The organism is Bradyrhizobium archetypum, from assembly GCF_013114835.1.
Lineage (GTDB): Bacteria > Pseudomonadota > Alphaproteobacteria > Rhizobiales > Xanthobacteraceae > Bradyrhizobium > Bradyrhizobium archetypum.
The window spans coordinates 20,422-40,854 of record NZ_JAAVLW010000006.1 but is presented as its reverse complement, the minus strand read 5'-3'; the positions used below and the strand labels follow the sequence as shown (position 1 = coordinate 40,854).

Below are 20,433 nucleotides of genomic sequence, written 5' to 3'. Positions count from 1 at the left end.
CCGACATTCGCCTCTCGGGTCGATGCTCTTAAGTCCCTCAGCACTGATCGCGCAGACCGTACTGCCCGGCACATCGTCACGCCCGCCATCCTGATAACAGCTCAGGGTCGCGGACGTGTGATCGCGGAAGTAGTCCAGCAGGGCCGCGTCGTGTGGCGCATATGCGCTGGCCGGACCCGAGTCCATCTGCATGGTGCTCGCCTCCGAACCAGCGCGGGCTTGCGTCATCATTCGCTTGCAGGCAATCCGCGCGCGAGCGCGGCCGCCTGTTGCAGGCTGATGCCGTTGGCCAGCGGGTCGGCGTGACGATGAACCAGGCGCCACTGCGCCCCGTCGCGCCGGTAGACGAGCGTAACGCGCAACGCCCATTCCTGCGCGGGCAGCCCCCCGACCTCGACTTGGTCCCGCTCTATCAATGCCAGAACCACCATATCTTGTGAGCCGTAGGATTGGACGACCTCGTGCTTGTGAGTGCCGTTCTTGAAGAACCGCGCCATTCGATCCCATTTTTCGGGAGTAGCGTACTGCGAAGCCTTCGACGGCTCTCCACCGAACGGAGACATCAGCGTGAAGTCGTCCGTGATGGCGACCATTTTCCGGTAGGTCTCGGCGTCCCCGCGCATCAGCGCCGCGTTTGCTTGCTGGGTTTGGGCCAGCAGCCTGGCAATCACGTCGTCGGCCGTGGCCGCTTCGGCTACGACGAGCGGCATGATTGCCATAGCTGAGAGAGCGTGACGGCGCGATAACGCCGGACTTGTGGCAGGATCAAGCAGCATTGGGCAGTTCTTCGACATGTGAGGTCTCCTGTCTTGGACGAGCCCGCCTTGGTTGAACGGGTCGAAATGCTGGATGCCTCTTTGATCGTCATGAAGCTAGTGATAAGATCTCAGCACTATGCTGAATCCGGCTCAGCTCCTGCGCGTCGATGTTGGTCTCCTTGTGGTGTTCAGCACCGTGCTCGAGGAGCGCCACGTCGCGCGCGCCGCGGAAAAGCTCAATCTCACACCTTCCGCGGTAAGCCACGGCCTCAGTCGTCTGCGGCGTCTGCTTCATGATCCGCTGTTCTTCAAAACCTCGACTGGCGTGAAGCCGACGGAGCGTGCCATCGCACTTGCCGGGCCGATCGCCGATCTTCTTTCGCGCGTCGAAGGGATCATGTCGGCGGCGGGACCCTTCGACGCGAGAACCGCGCGGCGGTCGTTCAAAATCGGCGCGCCGGATGCCGTGGCGGCTGTCTTTCTCGCGCCCCTTATTTCCCGGTTGGCGAGAGACGCGCCGGGGATCGACATTCGACTGCTGCAACTGATGCCGCAACATCAGGGCAAAGCGACGAGCCAGGTCTGGCAAGACACGTTGGCGGAACTGGACTCGCACAGACTCGATCTTGCGATCTTGCCAATTGGTGCGTTGCCGTCGCGCTACGCCGAACGGCTGCTGTTCGAGGAAGACTTCGTCGTCGCGATGCGTAAGGGCCACCCGCTGGCACGCGCACTGAGCTTGACCTCCTATGTGAAAGCGCAGCATCTTCTGGTATCGGCCATCGGTGATCCGCTGGGGATCGTCGATATCCGGCTCGCCGAACAGGGACATTCGCGGCGCGTGGCGCTGACAGTACCGAATTTCATGATGGCGCTGGCGCAGCTCGCCGAAAGCGATCTGATCGCAACGTTGCCGCGCCATCTCGTCGAGCAGCATGCGACGCGCTTCCACCTCGTGGCGCGCCCTATGCCTTTTCGCTGGACAGCCGACTCGGTGCGCATCGTCACCTCGCAAGCCGCGATGGCCGATGCTGGGATCGCCTGGCTGTTTGAGGTCATGACAAACTGCATTAGCCCGCATTCGGTGACGCGTTTAACGGCCAAGCGTCGCACGTCGCTCTGACGCTGAAACTACGAAGGTCCGGATTTGGCCCATCGCGTCGGACCTCGACGGTTGCCTTGGCGTCTGCTGCTTGGGGTAGACCGGACGTGGTCGCGCGCATACTCACTCGACGTTCCTGGCCACGTCTCACTACTCCGGCTGATGGGCTATGCGTCAATATGACCGTAGATCAGGCTTCTAGACGCCCTGTCACAATCGAGGCATTGCTTCTAAAATAAGTAAGTATAGCTTGATTAAGAACTAATCCCGAAAGAACTTGTCCAGATTTTTTGTGGACCTCTGAACCATCATCGGAGGGCCGACCATGTTATGCCTGAGCAGCGAAACGTTACCGCTTGTCTCGGCGGGGCTCATCAGGCTTCCGATCGTCGCGTGCTTCGCGCTGAACCTTGCGGCGGCGACTGAGCCCCCAACAATTAAGCAAATCCATGCCAACCGCATCGATCTTGCCTAGATCGCAGGAATATCGCCTCTGGTGAGGCCTGCCGACGTTCCTTCAGAACAGTGAGCCGAAGCGGTCGCAATAGCACTCTGAAAATGGAGTAACAATCGTAAGGAGAACCTCATGAAAAAGCTTCTGACGTTGGCAGCCTTGATCGGACTGGCGGGTTCGGCACTGGCGCAAGATGCCGTGACCATGGTCAAACCAGATGCGCTGACATGGAAGGACAATCCGAACATTCCGAAGGGTGGCCAAACCGCGGTCCTCGTGGGCGATCCAACGAAAGCTGGCAGCGTGGTGGTCCAGCGCGTCAAATTTCCGCCCAACTATAAAGTTCCGCCGCACACTCATCCCTATGCCGAGACCGTCACCGTGATCAGCGGTAGCGTCGGCTTTGGCATGGGCGAAAAATTTGACACTACGAAAGGCGAAGTGATCAAGACAGGCGCCTTGCACGCGCTGCCGGCAAAGCACGCTCACTATGTTTGGACGGGAAACGAGGAGGCGATCATCCAAGTTCAGTTCGTCGGCCCAGGAGGCATCGACTACATCGACCCGGCTGACGATCCCCGCAAGAAAACGCAGTGAAGTGTACCAACTCTGATTTGCGAGGCACGGTATCCATTAACGTTCGTGTCTGGAAACCGAACCTCCTTGTCACCACTGCATAGACCAACTCTAGACCAGCCCCGCTGCGGTCAAGCCGAGCGGGGCCGTTGCAGAGTCTTGCCGCTGCGTTGGCCTAAGCGGCATGTCGGGTCCTGGCCCTTTCGGACTTGAGGCAGCGTCCGATTTGAATCTGCAATTTGCCGAATAGCGGACGTGGGTCGAGCCGAACTCATAAACCTCGATTTATGTCCACGCCCTAGCTACTCTCCCTTCACGAACCTCGCAAACGCCTCCGCATAATCCGAATGCCAGCGCGACAGCGCGGGACGGTTCTCCACGACGTCGCCGATCGCCCACAGCATGCGCTTTTCGTCGAGTTGCCGCGGCACGTCATTATCAGGGCAGAGGATGTAGAAATCGCCGGCCTCGATGCGCGCGATCATGAAGTCGACGGTTTGTTCCGGCGTCCAGGCGCCGGGCGGCTTCTCGGTGCGGCCACGCGCGGTCAGCGGCGTGAAGACGTGACCGGGAATCATCAGATGGGCGCTGATCTTGCAGCCCGGCAGGTTCCGTAGCTCATGCTGCAGCGCCTCCGTCTGCGCTTTCACGCCGGCCTTTGAGACGTTATAGGCGGGATTGCCCGGCGGCGTCGTGATGCCCTGCTTGGAGCCGGTATTGATCACGAGACCGGGGCGCCCGCGTTCGACCATGTGAGGCACGAAGGCCTGCGTGCCGTGAATGACGCCCCATAAATTGACGGCGAGAATGCGCTGCCAGTTTTCCAGCGGGCCAAAACTGTTGCTGTCGGGCCCGATGCCGGCATTGTTCATCAGGATATCGGTGCCGCCGAACCGTTTTTGCACCGCAGCTTCCAGTCCCGCGACGTCCTCGAAGCGGCTGACGTCGACGGATGCGGTCATGATATCGGCGGCGCCGCCCTTCGCGACAGATGCCAGTTTGGCAGCGGCATCCGTGAGCCGCTCGGCACCCAAATCGGCAATGCAGACTCTCATGCCAAGGCCGGCGAAACGCATCGCGGCAGCAAGGCCGATGCCGGAGGCGCCCCCGGTGATCACGGCAACATGATTTGGCGACATCGCAGGATGGGGCATCGTCATTCTCCGGGCAGATATGAGGTGTGTATTCGCAGCCTGATAATCCTAGACTACCACGTACGAACCGGCATGGGAGGTCTTCGCACCGGCCGCTTTCTACGAGCGTTCGGCTGCATTACGATTTCACGTCAGCGTTATAGACTGATAGATATAACGTCCGTCAGGATTCAGAGCTTCAAGGGAGTGCAAACATGGCTGTCACGCAGGCAATTCCGATCACGCGCCATCCTTACGCAGATGGCTCCTACAAGAAGATGTTGATCGACGGCCAGTGGATCGACGCTGCCTCCGGCAAGCGATTCGAGACCCACAACCCGGCGACCGGCGAGCTATTGGCGACCGTTGCCGAAGGTGACGCAGAGGACATCAACCGCGCCGTGGCGGCGGCCCGCCGTGCCTTCGAGGGGCCGTGGAGCAAGGTCAAGCCGTATGAGCGGCAGGGGCTGCTCCTGAAGCTCGCCGATCTCGTCGAGAAGAATTTCGAGGAGCTCTCGCAACTCGACACCCTCGACATGGGCGCGCCGATCAGCCGCACCCGTGGCAACAAGCTGCGCGTGCTCGGCATGCTGCGCTATTACGCCGGGCAGGCGACGGCGCTGCACGGCGAGACCATCGAGAACTCGCTGCCCGGCGAGATCTTCTCCTACACGCTGAAAGAGCCCGTCGGCGTAGTCGGCGCGATCATCCCCTGGAATGGACCGCTTGCGGCCACCGTCTGGAAGATCGGGCCTGCGATCGCCACCGGCTGCACCGTGGTCTTGAAACCCGCCGAGGAGGCACCGCTGACCTCGCTGCGGCTCGCCGAGCTCTGCATGGAAGCCGGCGTTCCGCCCGGCGTCGTCAACGTCGTCCCCGGCTATGGCGAGACCGCCGGCGCCGCGCTCGCTTCGCACCCTGATGTCGACAAGGTCGCCTTTACCGGCTCGCATGTCACGGGGCAGTCGATCATTCGCGCCTCCGCCGGCAACCTCAAGCGCGTGTCGCTCGAACTTGGCGGCAAGTCGCCCGACATCGTGTTCGCCGACGCCGATCTCGATGAGGCGGTACCGGGCGCCGCGATGGCGGTGTTCGCCAATTCCGGCCAGATCTGCAGCGCAGGCACGCGGCTGTTTGTCGAGCGGAAGGTATATGACGAATTTGTCGGCCGCGTCGCCGAATTCGGCAAAAAGCTGCAGGTCGGCAACGGGATTGATCCGAATACGCAGATCGGGCCGCTGGTGTCGAAGGATCAGCTTGAGCGCGTCACCGGCTATCTCGACATCGGCCAGAAGGAAGGCGCCAAGGCGGTGGCCGGCGGTGGCCGCCTGACCGAAGGCGCACTGTCGAAAGGCTTCTTCGTGCAGCCGACGGTGTTCGCCAATGTGCAGGACAATATGCGGATCGCGCAGGAGGAAATCTTCGGCCCGGTGATCTCGGCGATTTCCTTTGAGGATACCGACGAGCTGGTCAAGCGCGCCAATGCAACGACGTTCGGCCTGGGCAGCGGGGTCTGGACCACCAATGTCAGCAAGGCGCACCAGGTCGCGAAGGCGCTGCGCGCCGGCTCGGTCTGGGTCAACTGCTATCAGGCGATGGATCCGGCCGTGCCGTTCGGCGGCTACAAGATGAGCGGTTATGGCCGCGAGTCCGGCAAGCAGCACGTCGAGGAATACCTCAACGTCAAGGCGGTCTGGATCAAGACGGCCTAGCGTCGCGTAGCGATTACGCTCCCTCTCCCGCTTGCGGGGGAGGGCGGGGTGGGGGCTCTCTCCGCAAGTCACAATGTGGAGAGAGCCCCCACCCGGATCGCATCGTTCGATGCGATCCGACCTCCCCCGCAAGCGGGAGAGGTGAAGAGAGCCCGCCGCGGCTTCGAGCCATCACTTTCCTTTTTACCGGCTGGCCGCTCTCTTGGGCCGTCCGATCTCCTGGCGCAGCGCCTCAAGCTCCTTGCGCGCGGCGCTGGCGGCATTGCGTTCGATCTTGCGATAACGCGCGACCAGCGAGAGGCCGAACGGCGTCAGCACCGCGCCGCCGCCATTCTTGCCGCCGGTCTGCCGTTCGACGGCGGCCTGGCGGCAGACACGATTGATCTCATCGACGAGATCCCATGCCCGCTTGTAGGACATGTCCATGGCGCGGCCGGCGGCGGAAATCGAACCGCTGCGATGGATCGTTTCGAGCAACTCGATCTTGCCGGGGCCGATGCGCCCGGCGGCATCGATGTCGATGCGGACGCTGAGCGAGGGAAGCGGTTTGACGTTCGGTTTTTGCATGGAAGATGTGCTCCCTCGCGTCAAGGCTACACGTTGCGTCCCAAACCTTTTACGAACAAGCTGACGCGGTTACATATCCGTATCAACACGGGGTCGGGAGAGACATGAATTATCCATCGTTGTTTTCGCCGCTCAAGGTCGGTCCTTACCAGCTCAAACATCGTGTGGCGTTGGCACCGTTGACCCGGATGCGCGCGGCAAAGCCCTCGCTCGCGCCGCGGCCGCTGAACGCGGAATATTACGCGCAGCGCGCAACGCCAGGCGGACTGCTGATCGCCGAGGCCTCGCCCGTGACGGAGACGGGATTTGGCAGTCCAGGCGTGCCCGGCATCTATACCGATGAGCAGATCGCGGGCTGGCGCAAGGTAGTCGACGCGGTTCATGCCAAGGGCGGGGTGATCTTCCTGCAGCTCTGGCATGTCGGGCGCGTCTCGCATTCCTCGTTCCAGCCGGGCGGCGTATTGCCGGTCGCGCCATCGGCGGTGCCGATCGCCGACCTGAAGACCGGAACGGCCGACGGTAAGGCAGTCCCCTATGAGACGCCGCGCGCACTCGAAACGTCGGAGATTCCCGGCATTGTCGATGCCTATCGCCAGGCGGCGAAGAACGCACTTGCCGCCGGCTTCGACGGCGTCGAGGTGCACGGCGCCAACGGCTATCTGATCGAGCAATTCCTGCAGTCGCATACCAACCTGCGCACCGATCAGTATGGCGGCTCGATTCCGAACCGCGTGCGGTTCCTGTTGGAAGTGACGAACGCGGTCGTCAAGGTGTGGGGCGCCGACCGCGTCGGCGTGCGGTTGTCGCCCTACGGCGTTGCCAATGGCAGCGGCGAACCGGATCCGATGCCGCTCTATACTTACGCGGTCGAACAGCTCAACCCGCTTGGCCTCGCCTACCTGCACTTCATCGAGCCGCGCTCCTCCGGCGCAGGCCGCGCCGAGGTCAACCATCAGAACGTGCCGTCCGCGATGGTGCTGTTCCGTCCGATCTGGAAGGGCGTCTTGGTCGCCGCCGGTGGCTTTACCGGCGAGACCGCTGATGCGGCGATCCGGGAGGGGCATGCCGACGCGGTCGCATTCGGCCGCATCTTCATTTCGAATCCTGACCTGCCGCGCCGGTTGCAGCGCGGCTTTCCGCTGACGCCCTACAACCGCGCCACCTTCTACGGCGGCGACATGGCGGGCTATACGGATTATCCGGAGCATAACGAATTGGAGCAGGCATGAGGATGCCGTAATCCGGATGAGCGAAGCGACATCCGGGCCGTTCTCGCCAGTGTTCCCGGATATCGCTTCGCTCATCCGGGCTACAGGCTCGGCCGTCATTGCGAGCGGAGGGAAGCAATCCATATCTCAACTTGCGGCGCCATGGATTGCTTCGTCGCTTTGCTCCTCGCAATGACGGAGTGTGAGACAGGACCAGAACATGTTTCCCGAACCGGAGCTGGAAGAGCAAAAGAAAACCAAACCCGTATCTCTCGGCAAACCCGCCGCCGGCCAATGCCTGTGCGGCAGGGTCGCCTTCGAGATCGACGTGCCGGCGCGCTGGGCCTGGCATGATCATTCGCCGGCGAGCCGTCGCGCGCACGGCGCGGCCTATGCAACCTATGTCGGAAGCTGGAAGAAGCGTTTTCGCATCACGAAAGGCAAGACCAGCCTCACGCGGTACCAAGACGTGGCCACCAAGACCGTGCGCAGCTTCTGCGCGCATTGCGGCACGCCCGTCATCTATGAGCGCCCGCGCTCGCCGCACATGGTCAACATCCCCCGCGCGCTGTTCTCAGGCCGCACCGGGCGGCAACCGCTCTATCACATCGCGATCGAGGAATTGCAGGAATGGGCCTATACCGGCGAGCCGCTGGTGCCGCTGAAGGGCTATCCCGGCGTGGTCTGGCAGCGCTCGAAAAAGAAGAAGCGCGCCAGCAGTGAGGGCATGTTCTAGCAGCATGAGATCAGGCTGGGCCGTGACGACGCACCATCCCGTGCCCGGACGCAAGCGGTCTGAGGGCTGCGTGGCGGAGCCATTCTACTTTGCATGGGGTTGTTTTCGCGATTTTGTGTTCGGGTCCCGCGGTGCATCGTGTCCGGGACACGAGAATGTCTGCGCAGAGCAGCCATAACCCCCACTCCATTGCGCGTGTCGTTCAAGTTTGATCATCTGCTTCCGCTCCGCGGGTCAACGAAACGTGCGGGCGGGAGGAAACATGAAGAACAAGATCACTGGGCGTTCGGCATTCCTGGCGCTGCTGAAAGACGAGGGCGTCACGCATCTGTTCGGCAATCCCGGCACCACCGAATTGCCGATCATGCATGCGCTGAAGGATCATCCGGATCTCACCTATGTGATGGCGATGCAGGAAAGCCTGGTTGTCGCCATGGCCGACGGCTTCAGCCGCGCTTCGGGCAAGCTCGTCGCCTGCAACGTTCATGTCGCGCCCGGCCTCGGCAACGCGATGGGTTCTCTGTACAACGCAAGCTTCACCGGTACGCCCTTGATCCTCACCGCCGGTCAGCAGGAGCAGGGCCACGGCCTGACGGAGCCGGTGCTCTATGGCCCGCTGGTGCAGATGGCCGAGCCCCTGGTGAAATGGGCGGTCGAGGTGACGAGGCTGGAGGACCTGCCGCGGATCGTGCGCCGTGCCGCCAAGATCGCGACCACGCCGCCGACCGGACCCGTGTTCATCTCGCTGCCCGGCGATATTCTCAATTCCGAGGCCGGCATCGAGCTTGGCCGCTCGACCCGCATCGATACCCGCGTCAAACCGTCGGATGAATCGCTGCAGGCGCTGACGGCGCGGATTCTGAAGGCCGAGCGGCCGGTGATCATCGTCGGCGACGAGCTCGTCAAGAGCGACGCATTGCACGAGGCGGCGCAACTGGCGGAGACGCTCGGCTGCCCGGCGTACCAGTCCCCGACGCCCTACGGCGCGCATTTCCTGTCCGAAAGCCCGTGCTTCATGGGCGCGCTGGCGCGGATCCAGAAGATCGCGCGCGAGGCGCTCGCGCCTTACGACCTCATCGTTGCGCTCGGTGGCGATCCCTTGCGGATGTCGGTGTACAGCGAAATCGACCCCTTGCCGGACGGGCTTTCGATTGTGCAGGTCGGCCTTGGCGATTGGGACATCGCCAAGAACTACAGCGCCGACATCGCGCTCAAGGCCGATGTGAAGGAAACCCTGCGCGTGCTGATCCCTGCACTGAAGGCGGCGGGCGGCCGTGCCCTAGAGGCGCGAGCAAGAGAGGGATTGGCTGCGCTGGCATCGAAGAACTGGACGGCGCGGCGCAAGCCGCTGATCGAGCAGATTTCGAAGCACGCCAATACCTCACCGATCGATCCGGACTGGCTGGCGCTTCAGGTGGTCGAGGCGATGCCCGACAATGCCATCCTCGTTGACGAAGGATTGACGTCGTCGCGGCAGATGATCGCGCTCCGTCCGCATCGCGACCGCTACGGCTATCATGCGCTCGCCTCCGGCGGCATCGGCTGGGGGCTTCCGGCCTCCGTCGGCGTCAGCCTCGCCCATCCGCAGCGGCCGGTGGTCTGCTATTCCGGCGACGGCAGCGCGATGTACTCGATCCAGTCGCTGTGGACGGCAGCCAACCACAAGCTGCCGCTGACCTTCGTCATCGTCAACAATGGCGGCTACCGCATCATCAAGCAGCGGCTGCTCGCCTTCCACGGCGACGATCATTATGTCGGCATGGATTTTGCCGATCCGCCAGTGGATTTTACCGGCATGGCGAAATCACTCGGTCTGGAGGCGACGAAGGTGACCGATCCTGCTCAATTGAAGTCCGTGTTGTCCTCGGCCTTCAGCCGTCCCGGCGCGAAGCTGATCGAGGTGATGGTGAGTAACGCGGTGAATTGATCATCCCGTCATTGCGAGGAGCAACGCGGCGAAGCAATCCATTCCCCCGCTTGCGGCGCGATGGATTGCTTCGCTTCGCTCGCAATGACGGCGGGTCTAGCGTCGCGCTACTCCGCCGCATGCACATGCGGGCGATACCGGCTCGCCGGATGCGGCTCCGTCAGCCGCGCGCGGCCTGTGCCGAACAGCTTCTCGCGCAGCGTCCCTTTCGCGTACTCGCTCTTGTACCGTCCCCGCCGTGTCAGTTCGGGCACCAGCATATCGGCGATATCCTCGAAATCGCCGGGCGAGGTGGCGAACGCGACGTTGAGGCCGTCGACGTCGGTCTGGTCGAACCAGGCCTCGATATCGTCGGCAACCTTCTCGGGCGTCCCGACCACCACGGGGCCGGCGCCGCCGATGCCGACATGCTCGACGACCTCGCGTACGGTCCACACCCTGTCGGGATCGGCGCGCGTAACATTGTCGAGCGCGGTGCGGCCGGCATCGTTTTGCACGTGGCGCACTTCCTGATCGAGATCGTAACCCGAGAAGTCGATACCCATCCAGCCCGACATCAAGGCCAGCGCGCCCTCCGGCGCGATGTGCCTGCGATAGTCGGCATATTTCGCTTTTGCCTCCGCCTCGGTGTGGCCGAGGATGATCGTCATCATCGAAAACATCAGGATTTCGGCCGGGTTGCGGCCGATCTCCTGCGCCTGGGCGCGGATCGCCGCCACGCGCGGCCCGATGATCTTGGCTGACGGGCCCGACATGAACACGCATTCGGCGTGTTGGGCCGCGAACTTTCGCCCGCGCGGAGAGGTGCCGGCCTGGTACAGCACCGGCGTGCGCTGCGGCGACGGTTCGCTGAGATGAATTGCGTTGAGCCGGTAGTTGCTCCCCTCGTGCTGGATGCGATGCACCTTCGATGGATCGGCAAAGATGCCGCGCGCGCGGTCGCGCAGCACCGCGCCGTCCTCCCAGCTTCCTTCCCACAGCTTGTAGACCAGCTCCATATATTCGTCCGCGATCTCGTAGCGGTCGTCATGCGCGGTCTGCTTGTCCTTGCCGGCGCCGCGGGCGGCGCTGTCGAGATAGCCGGTCACCACGTTCCAGCCGATACGGCCTTCGGTCAGATGATCGAGCGTCGACATCCGCCGCGCAAACGGATACGGCGGCTCGAAAGAGAGATTGCTCGTCACGCCGAAGCCGAGATGCTGGGTCACCGCCGCCATCGCCGGGATCAACATCAGCGGCTCGTTGGCCGGCGTCTGCGCGGCATTGCGCAGCGCCGCGTCCGGGCTGTTGCCGTAGACGTCGTAGACGCCGAGCACGTCGGCGAGAAACAGCCCGTCGAAGCGGGCGCGCTCCAGCGTCCTCGCCAGGTCGAGCCAATAGGGCAGGCGGTTGTAATTGAGCGTGCGGTCGCGCGGATGAGTCCAGAGCCCCGGCGATTGATGGGCCACGCAGTTCATGGCGAAGGCATTCAGCCGGATTTGCTTTCTCATGACGGGTACCTCGAATTCGCGCAGAGTTCCCTGCACATTCGCCCGGTTAAGCGCCAGGCTGTTGCCCGAAATTGTTGCATCCTCGCTGGCTTTAGCAAGGCCCATTCGGCAGGCCGTGCCACTTCCAGCGGGCGGCTTATCCCGATAGGTTGCGGCTCCCCACGAGAGTGAACAAAGGAAAGAAAATATGGCTGACAGAGCCGAGGCGATTGCGCGGGTACGTGAGCATCTGAATTCCGGCGCGTTTCTCGCCGAGCTTGGCCGCAGGGTCGGTTATCGGACCGAAAGCCAGAATCCCGGCAGCGGGGAAGCGCTGCGCGCCTATCTCGTCGAGGACCTGCAGCCCGCCTTTGCCGCGCTCGATTTCTCCACCCGTCTGATCGAATCGCCGACCGGCAAGGGGCCGTATCTGCTGGCGGATTATCGCGAGGATGCCTCGCTGCCGACCGTGCTCACCTATGGTCATGGCGACGTCGTCGACGGCATGGAAAGCGAGTGGCGCGACAACCTTGACCCGTGGCAGGTCACGACCAAGGGCGATCGCGTCTACGGCCGCGGCACCGCCGACAACAAGGGCCAGCACAGTATTAACCTCGCGGCATTGCGCGCCGTGCGCGAGACGCGTGGCGGCAAGCTCGGCTTCAATGTGAAATTCATCATCGAAACCGGCGAGGAGATCGGCTCGCCCGATCTGCGGCAAGTATGCGAAGCCCATCGCGAGGCGCTGAAGGCCGATCTGTTCCTGGCATCCGACGGGCCGCGGCTATCGGCGGAGCGGCCGACGATCTTTCTCGGCTGCCGTGGCGGCAACCGCATCCATCTCGATGTCAATCTGCGCGATGGTGGCCACCATTCCGGCAATTGGGGCGGCGTGCTCGCCAATCCCGCAACGATCCTGTGCAACGCCATCGCAAGTCTCGTAGACGGCAAGGGGCGGATGAAGCTCGACGCGCTCAAACCGCCGCGGATTTCGAACGCGGTCCGTGCCGCGCTCGCGGACGTAAAGATCGAGCCGACCGCGGACGAGCCGGCGCTGGCGCCCGACTGGGGGGAGGAGGGATTGTCGCCGGCCGAGCGTCTGTTCGCCTGGAACACGCTGGAAGTGCTGGCGCTGTCGTCAGGCAATATCGAGAAGCCGGCCAACGCGATTCCCGGGCACGCCAATGCCGTGCTGCAGCTTCGCTTCGTCGTCGGCACCAGATACGAAGAAGTCGTCGACGCCGTGCGGGCGCACCTGCATGCCAACGGTTTTCCGATGGTGGAGGTCAGTGGCGCGCAACGCTTCGCCGCCTCGCGCACCGACGTCGACAGCCCCTGGGTGAACTGGACCGCGAACTCGATAAGAGAGACTGCGGGCAAGGCGCCGGCGATCCTGCCGAATTTCGGCGGCTCGCTGCCTAACGACGTGTTCGCCGAAGGGCTGGGGTTACCGACGATCTGGGTGCCGCATTCCTATCCCGGCTGCTCGCAGCACGCGCCGGACGAGCACATCCTGCTGCCGCTGACGGAAGAGGCGCTCGCGATCATGGCCGGGATCTTCTGGGACCTCGGCGAGATGAAGAAGGCGCTGTAACCATCGCGGATCGGACCTAACCTCGCCCCGCTTGCGGGGCGAGAGAGCTCTCAGGCCCCTTCATCCAACGCGACCAGTTCGCGCTTCTTGCGCATTGCCGGCAGCAGCGGGCTGACCAGCAGCACGATCGCCAATGCAAGGCAGGCGGCCGAGATCGGCCGTTCGATAAAGGTCGTCAGATTGCCCTGCGAAAGGATCAGCGATTTGCGCAGATTGTTCTCCAGCATCGGCCCGAGCACGAAGGCCAGCACCAGCGGTGCCGGCTCATAGCCGAGCTTGCGCATGAAATAGCCGATCACGCCGAACGCGATCATCACATAGACGTCGAACACATTGTTGCTGGAGCAATAGACGCCGATGATGGTGAACAGGATGATCAGCGGGAACAGGATGTTGTAAGGCAGCTTGAGAAGCTGCACCCACATGCCGATCATGGGCAGGTTGAGCACGAGCAGCATCAGATTGCCGATATACATGCTGGCGACGATGCCCCAGAACAGGCCCGGGTTCTGCGTGATCATCAGCGGACCGGGCTGCAGCCCGTGAATGACGAAAGCGCCGAGCAGCAGCGCCATCACCACATTCGGCGGAATGCCGAGCGTCATCAGCGGAATGAAGGCGCCGCCCGCTGCGGCGTTGTTGGCGGCTTCGGGGCCGGCCACGCCCTCGATGGCGCCGTTGCCGAAGCGCTCGGGCGTCTTGGACAGCCGCTTCTCCAGCGCATACGACCCGAAGGAGGCGACCACCGCGCCGCCGCCGGGCAGGATGCCGAGAAGGAATCCCATGATCGTTCCGCGCGACATCGGGCCGGCACTGGCCTTCCAGTCCGCTCTGCTTGGCAGCAGGTGCGTGATCCTGGTGTTGATGATGTCGCGCTTGATGACCTGTTCGGTGTTGAGCAGCACCTCGGCGATGCCGAACAGGCCCATCACGACAGGAACAAGCCCGATGCCGTCGATCAGCTCGACCCGGCCGAAGGTCAGGCGCGGTTGCGCGGTGATGCTGTCGAGCCCGATCAGGCCGAGCACGACGCCGACGCAGGCCATCAGCAGCGCTTTCGCCATCGAGCCCTGCGTCAGGAATGTCAATACCACGAGGCCCAGCACCATCAGGCTGAAATATTCGGCCGGACCGAATGCGATCGCGATGCTGGCGAGCTTGGGCGCCACCAGCATCAGCGCGACCAGCGCAAAGGTGCCGGCGATGAACGAGCCGAACGCAGCAATGCCGAGCGCGGGCCCGGCGCGGCCCTGTTTGGCCATCTGGTGACCATCAATGCAGGTGACGACGGAAGCGGCTTCGCCGGGAATGTTGACCAGGATCGAGGTCGTCGAGCCGCCATACATCGAACCGTAATAGATGCCGGCCATCATGATGATGCCGGACTCCGGCGTGCCCGACAGCGTGATCGGCAACAACAGCGACATCGCCGAAATCGGGCCGATGCCAGGCAGCACACCGACCAGCGTGCCGATGAAGACGCCGATGAAACAGTAGAGCAGGTTGATCGGCAGCAGCGCGACACCGAAACCATGCGCGACGTTGATGAGAGTGTCCATGGCGCGGTCAGCCGATCTCGAAGATGCCGGAAGGTAGTTGGATCAGGAGCAGGCGCTTGAGGATCCACCACATGCCGAGCGGAACCAAGAGCGCGATCGGAATGGTCAGTTGCCAGCGCACCGGATCGATCAGCCGGAGCAGCAGCACCATCAACGGGATTGACGACAGCAGAAAGCCGAACGTGTCCAGCGAAAACGCAAATGCAACTAGGCAGGCGATCACGATCACCGGCTTGGTCCACCGCGTGTTCTGCCAGCGCGAACCAAAGCTCGGCCCGCCCTCGGCGAGCGCTGCGATGATGATCGCCGCGGCGAACAGGCACATTAGAATGCCGGTATAGAACAACACGTAACCCGACCCTGGATCGTTGATGGTGCCGAGCTTGAGCTTCAGCCCGGACCAGATCACAAAGCCGCCGAGCGCAAGCCCGATCAGCCCGCCCCACAGTTCGGAATTGTTGAGGCGGAATTTGACGTCGCTGTCGTTACTCATGCGAAACTCTCTCCGGCGTTCCCCGGACGCGCAGCACGAAGCGATGCGCCACAGAGCCCGGGTCCACACGTGGTGTCATGGGTCCCGGCTCTGGAGCAGCGTGAAGAACGCTGCACCGCGTCCGGGACACGGCGGTCGTCAATTCGTCTTCTTTGCCAGCCCAAGCCTGTCGATCACCTTGCGCTCGGATTCCGTGATCTCAGCGACGAATTTCTTGTAATCCTCGGTGTTCTTATAGTTCGGCACCATGTCGAACTTGGCGAGCGTGGCAATCACGGCCGGATCTTCCAGCGCCTTCTTGAAGGCGTCGTGCAGCTTCGCAACGATCTTCGGGTCCATGCCCTTCGGTCCGGCAATGCCGAACGGCGAGTCATAGACCATGGGATAGCCGAGCTCCTTCAGCGTCGGCACGTCGGGGTAGTTCGGCGAGCGCGCCGAGGTCCACACCATCAGCAGCCGCAGCTTGCCGGCGTCGACCAGCGGCCGCCAGCCAGTCGAATCCGCCTGCAGCATGGTGTGCTGTCCGAGCACCGCGGCATTGGTCTCCGCGCCGCCCTTGAAAGGCACCTGTGTCAGCTTGATGCCCGCCATCGACGCGATTTGCTCCATGCCGATATGCAGCGACGTGCCGGCGCCGGGAGTTGCATAGGTTACCTTGCCGGGATTTTGCTTGGCGTAATCGACGACGTCCTGCCAGGTCTTGAATGGCGACTCGGCGCTGGTGGTGACGCCGAAGGTGTAGCCGGTGAGGTGGATGATATAGGTGAAGTCCTTGTCCGGATTCCATGAGACTTCCTGCATCAAGGGCAGGCGGAACACGGTGATCGGAATCTGCGCGATCGTGTAGCCATCGGGCTTGGCGGCGGCTGCCATGGTGGCGGGGCCGACGGTGCCGCTGCCGCCGGCCTTGTTGTCGATGGCGATCGGCTGTCCGAGCACCTTGGACGCGCTCTCGGCGATCGCCCGCATCGAGATATCGGTCGAACCGCCCGCTGGCCACGGGACGATCAGCGTGATCGGTTTGGTGGGATATTCCTGCGCGCCGGCGGATGCGGACATCAGCATGAAGGCAGCAATGGCGATCGCCAAATGGCTAGGTCTGGGCATATGCAAACACTCCCCTGCAGCTTCCCTTGATACGAGAGCCGCTTGTTTTTTCCCGGGCTCGATCTTCCCTGAAATCGCCCTGGAAGAAAAGCTTATTGCCCGCGGCAGTCCGTGCCGTCCGCGCCGCAACAAGCTGGAAATGATGCATGCGGCAATTGGTCCGCCGCGCCGTCCCGGATGACGGAATTTGGTCGGCGCCGCGCCATTGCATGTTCGGGGCCATCACGGGTCCAACCAGGACGGTCGGATCCATTCGTTTGCAACTATCGACTGTCAGGCGGCAGGAGTTGGTTAACGAAGGCACTGTGGCGGATTCCGGCCGCAAGCGGCTCGTCCCGATCGGCGGCGACAAACGGGCGTTGCCTTTGTCTTTAGTCGCATTCGGGCATCGAATGCATGATGGTCAACGGCCGCTAAATCTGTTTTGGTCCGAATTGTGCAGGTATAGTACCGGGCACGCCAGGAGCGGTCTTGCAAAGACACTTCGAGGCCGCCGGCCAAACGGCCAGGCAAGTTGTTGAGTCAGGGTGGATGAGCAATCATCTGAAACCTTTGGAGGGAGAAGTTACGTGAAACATCGTCAGATTATCGGCTGTCTGCTTGCGGGTGCGTTGTGCGGCACCCCGGCAATGGCCCAGGAACTCACCGGGACGCTGAAGAACATCAAGGAAACCGGCGCCATCACGCTCGGCTACCGCGACTCCTCGATTCCGTTCTCCTATCTCGACGACAACCAGAAGCCGATCGGCTACGCCATGGACATCTGCTACAAGATCGTCGATGCCGTGAAGAAGGAGCTCAAGCTCGACAAGCTCGAGGTCAAGCTCAACCCGGTGACGTCATCGACCCGTATTCCGCTGCTCGCCAACGGTACGATCGACCTCGAATGCGGCTCGACCACCAACAATGTCGAGCGCCAGAAGCAGATTTCCTACACCAACACCCACTTTCTGACCGCGAGCCGCTACGTCACCAAGAAGGCCAGCAAGATCAATTCGATCGATGATCTCAAGGGCAAGTCGGTGGTTTCGACCGCGGGCACGACCAATATCAAGCAGCTCACCGAGGCGAACGCAGCGCGCAACCTCAACATCAACATCATCCCGGCCAAGGACCATGCCGAGGCGTTCCTGATGGTCGAGACCGACCGCGCGGTGGCGTTCGTGATGGATGACATCCTGCTGGCCAGCCTGGTCGCCGGCTCGAAAGCGCCGAGCGATTACGTGATCTCCAAGGATGCGTTTTCCAAGCCGGAGCCCTACGGCATCATGCTGCGCAAGGACGATCCGGCCTTCAAGAAGGTGGTCGACGCGGCGACGGCGGCGCTCTACACCGGCGGTGAAGGCCAGAAGATCTACGACAAATGGTTCACACAGAAGATTCCACCCAAGGGGCTGAACCTCAACGTGCCGATCAGCGCCGAGCTGAAGAACGAATTTGCCAAGCCGTCGGACTCGCCGGATCCGGATTCGTATAAGTGAATGTAGCCCCTTATGGTGAGAAGGCGCGCCAGCGCCGTCTCCGGACGATGCTTCGCATCGCCGGGCGAACCATCAGGCCGCGATAGGGGCCTTCATCCTTCGAGACGCCCCGCAATGCGGGGCTCCTCAGGATGAGGGGTGGAAGTCGAAAGTCCGGCCATTTTGAAGTACAGAATGGCCGGACTTTTGCATACGGCTAAGCGATGCATAGGCATAGTAACCAAGAACGTTACCAGCACTTTCGGGGACAGGGTGCAGCGTGAACTATAACTGGAATTGGCACATATTCTTTGAGCCGAACCCGACCGGGGCCGGCACCTATCTCGACATGCTGGTGTCGGGACTGCTGCTGACGATCAAGACGGCATTGTTGGCCTGGATCATCGCGCTGATCTTCGGCACGATCGTCGGCATCCTGCGCTCGCTGCCGTCGAAGGCGGCGTCTTGGATCGGTTTCTGCTATGTCGAATTCTTCCGCAACATGCCGCTCCTGGTGCAGCTCTTCCTCTGGTTTTTCGTGCTGCCGGAACTGCTGCCGAGCGGCGCGGGGCTGTGGCTGAAGCAACTGCCCAATGCGCCGTTCTGGACGGCCGCGATCGGGGTCGGCCTGTTCATGTCCGCGCGCGTCGCCGTGCAACTCGCGGCAGGCATCGCTTCGCTGCCGCGTGGACAGAAGAATGCGGCGACCGCGCTTGGCCTGACCACGGCGCAAGGCTATCGCTACATATTGCTGCCGATGGCGTTCCGCATCATCATGCCGCCGCTGACGTCTGAATTTCTCAATACCGTCAAGAACACGTCGGTAGCTATCACCATTGGCCTGATCGAGCTCACTGGCCAGGCGCGGGCGATGCAGGAATTCTCGTTTCAGGTGTTCGAGGCCTTCACTGCCGCGACCGTGATGTATCTCGCGATCAACATCGTCGTCGTCACCGGCATGCGCTTCCTCGAACGCAGCCTGGCGATCCCCGGCTACATCACGGGGAAATGACGATGTTTGGCAATCTCGATTTCGACGTCATCCGCCGCTCGCTGCCCTACCTGTTCCTGGACGGCATGAGCTTTACGCTGATGCTGACCGGGCTGTCCGCGCTGGGGGGCCTGATCTTCGGCACGCTGATCGCCTTGATGCGGCTATCCGGCTACAAGCTGCTCGGCCGCATCGCCGGGCTCTATGTCGACTTCATGCGCTCGCTGCCGCTGGTGCTGGTGATCTTCTGGTTCTATTTCCTGGTGCCCTATATCGGTCAGTGGCTGACCGGCGCATCGCGCCCCATCCGCGTCGGCGCGTTCACCTCATCGCTCGTCACCTTCATCATGTTCGAGGCGGCGTATTTTTCCGAGATCATGCGCGCCGGCATCCAGTCGATTTCGAGGGGCCAGCCGGCCGCGGCAAGCGCGCTTGGCCTGACCTACGCTCAATCCATGCGCTACATCGTGCTGCCGCAGGCGTTCCGCAACATGCTGCCGGTGCTGCTCACGCAGACCATCGTGCTGTTCCAGGACACCTCGCTGGTCTACGTGCTGTCGATCCCGGATTTCCTCGGCGCCGCCAGCAAAGTGGCGCAGCGCGACGGGCGGCTGGTCGAGATGTACCTGTTTGCCGCCGCGGTCTATTTCGCGATTTCCTGTGTTGCGTCCTACGGCGTCAGGCGCCTGCAGGCACGCATTGCTATTGTCCGTTAAGGAACAGCGTATGATTGAAATCAGCCACGTCAATAAATGGTACGGGCCGAGCTTCCAGGTATTGAAGGATTGCACCACCAGCGTCGCCAAGGGCGAGGTGGTGGTGGTCTGCGGCCCGTCGGGTTCGGGGAAGTCGACGCTGATCAAATGCGTCAACGCACTGGAGCCGTTTCAGGAAGGCCAGATCATCCTCGACGGCATCAAGGTCAATGATCCCAAGACCGATTTGCCGAAGTTGCGCGCCCGCGTCGGCATGGTGTTCCAGCACTTCGAGCTGTTTCCGCATCTGCGCATCATCGAGAACCTCTGCCTGGCACAGGAGAAAGTATTGGGCCGCTCGCATGACGAGGCCGTCGCCAAGGGCGACAAGCTGCTCGAGCGCGTCGGCCTGAAGGCCCATGCCAACAAATATCCGGCCGAGCTGTCCGGCGGCCAGCAGCAGCGCGTGGCGATCGCACGGGCGCTCGCCATGGATCCGATTGCGATGCTGTTCGACGAACCGACCTCGGCGCTCGACCCCGAAATGATCAGCGAGGTGCTCGACGTCATGGTCGATCTTGCCCATGAAGGCATGACCATGATGGTCGTCACCCATGAAATGGGCTTTGCCAGCAAGGTCGCGCATCGCGTGATCTTCATGGACAAGGGCGAGATCGTCGAGGATGCGCAGAAAAAGGATTTCTTCGGCAGCCCACGGAGCGACCGCGCGCAGAAGTTTCTGTCGAAGATTCTGTCGCATTAGGCGCTGCGACTCATCCGCGTCATTGCGAGCGGAGCGAAGCAATCCATGGCGCCGCAAGTGGAGGAATGGATTGCTTCGTCGCTTCGCTCCTCGCAATGACGGTTATCCACAACGTCCGCTGCGGCGGCA

19 protein-coding genes are annotated in these 20,433 nt (G+C 62.4%); 12 read left to right on the top strand and 7 right to left on the bottom strand.

Annotated elements, in window-relative coordinates:
• Positions 1-227 precede the first annotated feature (227 nt).
• Positions 228-794, bottom strand: a complete 567-nt coding sequence (locus HCN50_RS20430; protein WP_235977113.1) for a YybH family protein — start codon at positions 792-794, stop codon at positions 228-230.
• A 100-nt stretch (positions 795-894) separates the two neighbouring features.
• Here HCN50_RS20430 and HCN50_RS20425 point away from each other — a divergent pair, with 100 nt between their 5' ends.
• Together HCN50_RS20425 and HCN50_RS20420 are read left to right on the top strand one after the other, a co-directional pair.
• A complete protein-coding gene (locus HCN50_RS20425) occupies positions 895-1,881 on the top strand; it encodes a LysR family transcriptional regulator (RefSeq protein ID WP_171711490.1) in 987 nt (328 codons plus the stop codon).
• Between the two features lie 565 nt (positions 1,882-2,446).
• Positions 2,447-2,911 (top strand): cupin domain-containing protein, encoded by a 465-nt coding sequence (locus HCN50_RS20420; RefSeq protein WP_171711489.1) that lies wholly within the window; start codon positions 2,447-2,449, stop codon positions 2,909-2,911.
• Positions 2,912-3,192: 281 nt separating this feature from the next.
• Here the strand turns inward: HCN50_RS20420 and HCN50_RS20415 are convergent, their stop codons facing one another.
• Positions 3,193-4,044 carry an SDR family NAD(P)-dependent oxidoreductase gene (locus HCN50_RS20415; RefSeq protein ID WP_171711488.1) on the bottom strand — a complete coding sequence of 284 codons (852 nt, stop codon included), beginning with the start codon at positions 4,042-4,044 and terminating at the stop codon, positions 3,193-3,195.
• Positions 4,045-4,238: 194 nt separating this feature from the next.
• On the opposite strand from HCN50_RS20415, the gene HCN50_RS20410 reads away from it, so the two are divergent.
• A complete protein-coding gene (locus HCN50_RS20410) occupies positions 4,239-5,735 on the top strand; it encodes an aldehyde dehydrogenase family protein (protein ID WP_171711487.1) in 1,497 nt (498 codons plus the stop codon).
• 183 nt (positions 5,736-5,918) lie between these two features.
• On the opposite strand, the gene HCN50_RS20405 is transcribed toward HCN50_RS20410, so the two are convergent.
• Positions 5,919-6,302 carry a winged helix-turn-helix domain-containing protein gene (locus HCN50_RS20405; RefSeq protein WP_171711486.1) on the bottom strand — a complete coding sequence of 128 codons (384 nt, stop codon included), beginning with the start codon at positions 6,300-6,302 and terminating at the stop codon, positions 5,919-5,921.
• 104 nt (positions 6,303-6,406) lie between these two features.
• Between HCN50_RS20405 and HCN50_RS20400 the strand changes: the two genes are divergently transcribed.
• From HCN50_RS20400 to HCN50_RS20390, 3 genes are all read left to right on the top strand, one after another.
• Complete coding sequence (locus tag HCN50_RS20400; RefSeq protein ID WP_171711485.1) at positions 6,407-7,531, top strand: alkene reductase; 1,125 nt, start codon at positions 6,407-6,409, stop codon at positions 7,529-7,531.
• A 199-nt stretch (positions 7,532-7,730) separates the two neighbouring features.
• Positions 7,731-8,246, top strand: coding sequence for a GFA family protein (locus HCN50_RS20395; RefSeq protein WP_171711484.1), 516 nt, complete (start codon positions 7,731-7,733; stop codon positions 8,244-8,246).
• Positions 8,247-8,508: 262 nt separating this feature from the next.
• Positions 8,509-10,173 carry a thiamine pyrophosphate-binding protein gene (locus HCN50_RS20390; RefSeq protein WP_171711483.1) on the top strand — a complete coding sequence of 555 codons (1,665 nt, stop codon included), beginning with the start codon at positions 8,509-8,511 and terminating at the stop codon, positions 10,171-10,173.
• A 107-nt stretch (positions 10,174-10,280) separates the two neighbouring features.
• On the opposite strand, the gene HCN50_RS20385 is transcribed toward HCN50_RS20390, so the two are convergent.
• Positions 10,281-11,663, bottom strand: a complete 1,383-nt coding sequence (locus tag HCN50_RS20385) for an LLM class flavin-dependent oxidoreductase (RefSeq protein WP_171711482.1) — start codon at positions 11,661-11,663, stop codon at positions 10,281-10,283.
• Positions 11,664-11,850: 187 nt separating this feature from the next.
• Between HCN50_RS20385 and HCN50_RS20380 the strand changes: the two genes are divergently transcribed.
• Positions 11,851-13,236, top strand: coding sequence for a M20 family metallopeptidase (locus HCN50_RS20380; RefSeq protein ID WP_171711481.1), 1,386 nt, complete (start codon positions 11,851-11,853; stop codon positions 13,234-13,236).
• Between the two features lie 50 nt (positions 13,237-13,286).
• Here the strand turns inward: HCN50_RS20380 and HCN50_RS20375 are convergent, their stop codons facing one another.
• The 3 genes from HCN50_RS20375 to HCN50_RS20365 all read right to left on the bottom strand — a co-directional run bounded on the left by HCN50_RS20375 (position 13,287) and on the right by HCN50_RS20365 (position 16,395).
• Positions 13,287-14,795, bottom strand: a complete 1,509-nt coding sequence (locus HCN50_RS20375) for a tripartite tricarboxylate transporter permease (protein ID WP_171711480.1) — start codon at positions 14,793-14,795, stop codon at positions 13,287-13,289.
• A gap of 7 nt (positions 14,796-14,802) precedes the next feature.
• Positions 14,803-15,288, bottom strand: a complete 486-nt coding sequence (locus HCN50_RS20370) for a tripartite tricarboxylate transporter TctB family protein (protein ID WP_171711479.1) — start codon at positions 15,286-15,288, stop codon at positions 14,803-14,805.
• A 138-nt stretch (positions 15,289-15,426) separates the two neighbouring features.
• Positions 15,427-16,395, bottom strand: a complete 969-nt coding sequence (locus HCN50_RS20365; protein ID WP_171711478.1) for a tripartite tricarboxylate transporter substrate binding protein — start codon at positions 16,393-16,395, stop codon at positions 15,427-15,429.
• Here HCN50_RS20365 and HCN50_RS20360 point away from each other — a divergent pair.
• The 5 genes from HCN50_RS20360 (at position 16,352) to HCN50_RS20340 (ending at position 20,304) form a co-directional block, all read left to right on the top strand.
• On the top strand, positions 16,352-16,576 hold the full coding sequence (locus HCN50_RS20360; protein ID WP_171711456.1) for a hypothetical protein: 225 nt from the start codon (positions 16,352-16,354) through the stop codon (positions 16,574-16,576). The genes HCN50_RS20365 and HCN50_RS20360 overlap by 44 nt on opposite strands.
• A 448-nt stretch (positions 16,577-17,024) precedes the next feature.
• Entirely contained in the window at positions 17,025-17,876 is an 852-nt protein-coding gene (locus HCN50_RS20355) for an amino acid ABC transporter substrate-binding protein (RefSeq protein ID WP_210265045.1), read from the top strand.
• 259 nt (positions 17,877-18,135) lie between these two features.
• Entirely contained in the window at positions 18,136-18,867 is a 732-nt protein-coding gene (locus HCN50_RS20350; protein WP_171711476.1) for an amino acid ABC transporter permease, read from the top strand.
• A gap of 2 nt (positions 18,868-18,869) precedes the next feature.
• Complete coding sequence (locus HCN50_RS20345) at positions 18,870-19,562, top strand: amino acid ABC transporter permease (RefSeq protein ID WP_171711475.1); 693 nt, start codon at positions 18,870-18,872, stop codon at positions 19,560-19,562.
• A gap of 10 nt (positions 19,563-19,572) precedes the next feature.
• Positions 19,573-20,304 (top strand): amino acid ABC transporter ATP-binding protein, encoded by a 732-nt coding sequence (locus HCN50_RS20340; protein ID WP_171711474.1) that lies wholly within the window; start codon positions 19,573-19,575, stop codon positions 20,302-20,304.
• The last annotated feature ends 129 nt before the right edge of the window (positions 20,305-20,433 follow it).